Origin of the sequence: Anaerosporobacter sp. (assembly GCF_031551385.1) — a bacterium.
Classification (GTDB): domain Bacteria; phylum Bacillota; class Clostridia; order Lachnospirales; family Lachnospiraceae; genus Anaerosporobacter.
Map to the genome: position 1 here is coordinate 1 of NZ_JAVBNS010000170.1, position 4,686 is coordinate 4,686.

4 protein-coding genes are annotated in these 4,686 nt (G+C 37.1%); all 4 read left to right on the plus strand.

The features are described from left to right. On the plus strand, positions 1-1,019 hold a 1,019-nt coding region (locus RMR19_RS13845; RefSeq protein ID WP_310604086.1), incomplete at its 5' end, for a trans-sulfuration enzyme family protein. Positions 1,020-1,088: 69 nt separating this feature from the next. Further along, entirely contained in the window at positions 1,089-1,952 is an 864-nt protein-coding gene (dapF, locus tag RMR19_RS13850; RefSeq protein WP_331654737.1) for a diaminopimelate epimerase, read from the plus strand. Between the two features lie 507 nt (positions 1,953-2,459). Further along, complete coding sequence (locus tag RMR19_RS13855; protein ID WP_310604087.1) at positions 2,460-3,974, plus strand: UDP-N-acetylmuramoyl-L-alanyl-D-glutamate--2,6-diaminopimelate ligase; 1,515 nt, start codon at positions 2,460-2,462, stop codon at positions 3,972-3,974. A gap of 63 nt (positions 3,975-4,037) precedes the next feature. Next, the coding region (locus RMR19_RS13860) for a Mur ligase family protein (protein ID WP_310604088.1) at positions 4,038-4,686 on the plus strand (649 nt) is incomplete at its 3' end.

Below are 4,686 nucleotides of genomic sequence, written 5' to 3' on the forward strand. Positions count from 1 at the left end.
CAGGCTATGATTATTCTCGTCTTCAAAACCCAACGAGACAAGAGCTAGAGAGAACAATGGCAATTCTGGAAGAAGGATTAGAAGCATTTGCATTTACAAGTGGACAAGCAGCGAATATGGCTGTATTCATGAATTTGAATGAAGGCGATGAAGTTTTATTAACAGATGATATCTATGGTGGAACATATCGTATGGTAGAAGATATTTACCGTAGATATGGTGCATACTTTAAATATATTGATATGTCTAATGTAGAAGATGTAAGAGCAGCAGTTACAGAGAAAACAAAGATTATCTTCATTGAGACACCAACGAATCCAGTAATGAAAGTAGCAGATATAGAAGAAATCGCTAAGATTGCAAAATCAGTTGGAGCATTGACTGTAGTTGATAATACATTCTTATCACCATATTTCCAAAGACCACTTACACTTGGAGCTGATATCGTAGTGCATAGTGCAACGAAATTCCTTGGTGGTCATAATGATGCCCTTGCAGGTATTGTTGTTGTTAAAACTCCAGAAATGGCAGAGTTTATTCGTAGTCAAGTTAAAACACAAGGAAACATGTTAGCTCCATTTGATAGCTGGTTATTACTTCGTGGTTTAAAAACATTACCACTTCGTATGGAACGTCACAATGAGAATGGTATAAAAGTTGCAAACTGGTTAAAAACACAACCAAAAGTAAAGAAAGTATATTATGTCGGATTTGAAGATCACCTTAACTATGAAGTGACAAAGAAACAGACATCTGGATTTGGTGGTATGATTTCATTCAATGTAGATAGCTACGAGACAGTTGAGAAGTTGTTAGCGAATTTAGATATGGTTATGTTTGCTGAGAGCTTGGGTGGAACGGAGACATTAATTACGTATCCACGTACACAAACACATGAATCATTGACAGAAGAAACAAGACAAAAGTTAGGTATTACAGATACATTCCTACGTTTATCAGTTGGTATTGAGAATGTGGAAGATATTATTAATGACCTTGAACAAGCATTAAATAGTTAAGAGTAATTGACTTAGGGAAAGGATAAGTGCAGGATTGCAAGTAAGTTTGCGATATGTAGGGGTATCATGATGAGAATTCGTTTTACAAAGATGCAAGCATATGGAAATGATTATGTATATATTGATGCGATTAATCAGAAATTGAATAATTTGCCAGAACTTGCGAGATATGTAAGTGATAGACATTTTGCCATTGGTTCAGATGGTATGGTATTAATTTGTCCTTCCGAGGTAGCAGATTTTAGAATGCGTATGTTTAATCCTGATGGAACAGAGGGAGAGATGTGTGGCAATGCTCTTAGAAGCGTTGGCAAATACGTATATGATCATAGATTTACAGATAAAGAATTTTTGACAATCGAAACACTTGGTGGCATTCAAAAACTACAGTTATTCGTTGAAGATGGTTTGGCAGTGAATATTAAAGCAAATATCGGAGAGCCAAGACTTAGTACGAAAGTAATTCCTGTAAGTAGTGAGTTAGAAGAGTTTGTAGAGCAACCAGTAACCGTTCTTGATATGGAGTTTCATACAACAGCAGTATCTTGGGGAAATCCTCATTGTGTATCATTTATTGATGATGTGGCATCTTTTGATGTACATGGTTACGGAAGAGCTTTTGAATATAAGACAGACCTGTTTCCAAACAAGACAAATGTAACATTTGCGCAGGTAGTTAGTAGAGATTACATTAAGATACGTGAGTGGGAGCGAGGAACTGGAGAAACAATCGGTTGTGGAACTGGTTGTTGTACAGCGGTAGTAGCTGCTGTTTTAACAGGAAGATGTGACCGAAAAGTAACGGTAGAACAAATTGGAGGTCCGTTAGCAGTGGAATGGGATGAGGAGACAAATCATGTATTTATGATTGGGCCATCTCATACGATGTTTGAGTCTGATATTGAAGTTGGACACATTGTTACGGAAGAATAAAGAGAAATATTATCCCCTATTCTTTGAAAAAAGAAGAGGGGATATTTGTGCGTAAATAGTGGAGCTTTATATTTTGTCTATAGGGGGGTAATTGCGAAACTCTATTTATGTTGTGTAGGCTTCTTGATTAACCTATGCTAACACAAAACACGCTGCACATCTAAGTACTTCTAGGTGTATACGGATATGATAGTCCAAAGTTACGGAAACGCCTTCGATTCGGCATCCTGCCTCACCTCGGGCTGGCTCGGCGTCCTTGCCTCGCCTTCCTTGGTTGTAGAGTATACACCAAGAAGTACTAAGATGTTTCGCTATCGTTTTTTAAGAGTGATCTTTACTCTTTGGTAGCTTAGGTTAATCAAGACGCAGTCAAGTGTATTCAGAGTTTCGCAATTACCTGTTATCGAATTTAACTATAATAATTTAACTATAAATTTAAGAAAGGAGTCATGCAATCTCTCTAGGCAAAATATATGAGGGAGAAGTAAGAAAAGTTATATAAATCATATGAGTTATATAGCGATTATTACATTATGCATGGAATATAAGATGAAATTACAAAGTTTATTGGAAAAAATCAACTACCAAGTATTAAAAGGAAGTTTAGACAAGACAGTTTCAGATATTATATATGATTCAAGAAAAGTTACAGAAGGTGTTGCCTTTCTTTGTATTAGTGGTACGGCGGTGGATGCTCATAGGTTTATTCCGGATGCAATTGCTAAGGGTGCTAGTGTTATTGTTGTTGAGAAAATGGTTGAGGTGGAAGAGGATGTAACCGTTATTAAAGTGGAGAGTACACGAAAAGCATTGGCTCTTATGTCGGCGGCGTATTTTGATTATCCTGCTAAGAAGATGACGGCGATTGGATTGACTGGTACGAAAGGGAAGACTACAACGACGTATATGCTTCAAAAGATGTTTGAGGAAGCGGGAAAGAAAGTTGGTATCATTGGAACGATTGGTGCAGTTATTGCTGGAGAAAAGATAAAGACAGAGAATACAACTCCAGAATCGTATGAACTGCATTCTATCTTTAATAAAATGGTGGAAGCTGGTTGTGAATATGTAGTGATGGAAGTATCCTCGCAAGGTTTGAAGATGGATCGTGTTGCAGGGATAGAATTTGATTATGGTGTATTCACAAACTTCTCTGCAGACCATATTGGGCCAACAGAGCATGCGGATATGGAAGAGTATCTATATTGCAAGAGTCTGTTGTTTAAACAATGTAAAGTGGGTATTGTGAATAAAGATGATAGTAATTGTGAAGGGGTGCTTGCAGGTCATACATGTGAAGTACAGACATTTGGATTTGGCGAAAATGCAGATTTGCAAGCGTCTAATATTGAATTTTTGATGATGAATGGGCATCTTGGGATTGCATTTGATGTAGAAGGAAAATTAGATGCACATGTAGAAACGAATATACCAGGAAGATTTAGTTCTTATAATTCGATGGTTGCATTGATGATTGGTGTGAATGTTGGATTATCAAAAGAAGTAATGTTAAATGCGCTTGCGAATATTACTGTTCGAGGACGTGCAGAGATTGTTAAGGTTTCTGATGACTTTACAGTTATGATTGATTATGCGCATAACGCAATCAGTGTTGAGAGTCTATTAACGACAGTTGCTGAATATAATCCAAAGAGAGTTATTTGTGTTTATGGCTGTGGTGGTAATCGCTCTAAATTACGCCGTTATGATATGGGCGAATTATGTGGTAAGATGGCAGATTTATCAATATTAACATGTGATAATCCTAGAGACGAAGAAGTAGCGGATATCAATGAAGATATTAAAGTCGGACTTGCTAGAAGTAATGGAAACTACATTGAAATCGAAGATCGTACAGAAGCAATTTACTATGCTCTTGACCATGCAATGACGGGTGATATTATTATTCTTGTTGGTAAAGGTCATGAAGAATATCAAGAAATTAAGGGCGTAAAACATTACTATAATGAGCGCGAAGTAATTGAAGAGTATGTAAACACTAGAACATTTGCATTAAAGTAACACATGTTGAATAGTTACTATATAATAGGCATAGCGATATAATTTAAAAATGGGAGTGAATGCATGAAGCTGCAAACCTTGTTACAAGATGTTTCTTATACTATAGTGCAGGGGTTTATAGATGTTGAGATTGCGGATATATCTATGAATTCAAAGAATGAACAAAAGAGTAACGCATTTGTATGTATTGATGGAGCGACTGTTGATGGACATACATTTGCCAAGGAAGTTGCCCAAAAGGGCGCAACAGCTATAGTAGTGGAACAAGAGATGACAGGTATGGAGCAATATGACATTACGATTATCCGTGTAGAAGATACGAAATGCGCATATGCGGCTATGTCTGCAGCGTATTTTGGATATCCAGCAAAAGAACTGACAACGATTGGTGTTACAGGGACGAAGGGAAAGACGACAACAACATATATGATTTGGTCGATTCTTCAATATGCAGGTCTAAAGACAGGTTTAATTGGAACGATAGAATCGGTTATTGGCGATGTGAAGATTCCTTCGGATAATACAACACCAGAAGCGTATACATTACAGAAATATCTTCGCCAAATGGTGGATGAGGGGTGCAGATATGCAGTAATGGAAGTATCTTCGCAAGGCCTAAAATTCGAGAGAACTGCAGCGATGATTTTTGATTATGGAATATTTACAAATCTTGAAGAGGATCATATTGGCCCGAAAGAACATGCGGATATGG

Excerpts from the sequence above, each read along its gene's own strand:
- dapF (WP_331654737.1), top strand. The coding sequence starts at position 1,089 with ATGAGAATTCGTTTTACAAAGATGCAAGCATATGGAAATGATTATGTA.
- RMR19_RS13855 (WP_310604087.1), top strand. The coding sequence starts at position 2,460 with ATGAGTTATATAGCGATTATTACATTATGCATGGAATATAAGATGAAA.